This is a genomic window from Myroides sp. LJL115, from assembly GCF_054871665.1.
Genome location: NZ_JBTXLS010000099.1, coordinates 1 through 699, shown reverse-complemented (window position 1 = coordinate 699; position 699 = coordinate 1). Strand labels below are relative to the sequence as shown.

Annotated in this window: 1 pseudogene; it reads right to left on the bottom strand. The window is 34.5% G+C overall.

Going from position 1 to position 699, the window contains the following annotated elements:
* Positions 1-385, bottom strand: a pseudogene (locus ACYSNX_RS13080) (IS21 family transposase); the annotation flags it as partial.
* Between the last annotated feature and the right edge of the window lie 314 nt (positions 386-699).

The window sequence follows — 699 nt, the reverse complement described above, 5'->3', positions numbered from 1 at the left end:
CACTATTTACTTTTGCAAACTCCACTAAGAGTTCACAAAATCGAGAGTATTTAAAGCCTTCAGGGTAGTCTTTTATATACTCTTCCCATAAAAGATACTTAGTAACTCCTATTTTTTTTAATTCTACTTTAAAGTATGGGTAAAGTGATTCTAGATGCTCCCTGCGCTCATCATCTAGAGTAGTTTCATCACTATCAAGCATTCCTAAGCACTTAGCTAACTCATGATCGCTTAATGCAACTAGCTCAGATAAAGGCATATTGGTTTGTTTAGCTAAGTTGTAATAACTTGCTACGCTTCGACGATTAACACCCATTTGCAGAGCAATATTTCTCTGAGAAACACCTCTGTCTAAAAACAATAATATTTGCTTTATTTTATGCATTGGAAGAGTTTTATTAGCCATATTTAGAGTAGAATTAAGTTTAAAACATATTCTAAATTAGCTTAATTAATATTTAATTACTCTTCAGTGGTGTACTTTGAATCGGAATAATTGGTGCACTATATGTCGGAATGTCAGCTATTTGTAATAAAATAAGCTGGTGCACTTTCCGGAATAAGTGGTGTACTTATCGGAAATTTTGGTGCTATTAGCGGAATAATTGGTGCACATTGCTCCGGAATAATTGGTGCGCATTGCGGAATAAATGGTGTAATTTGGTCGGATTAGTGGTGCACTATAGAGTGGAATATCCA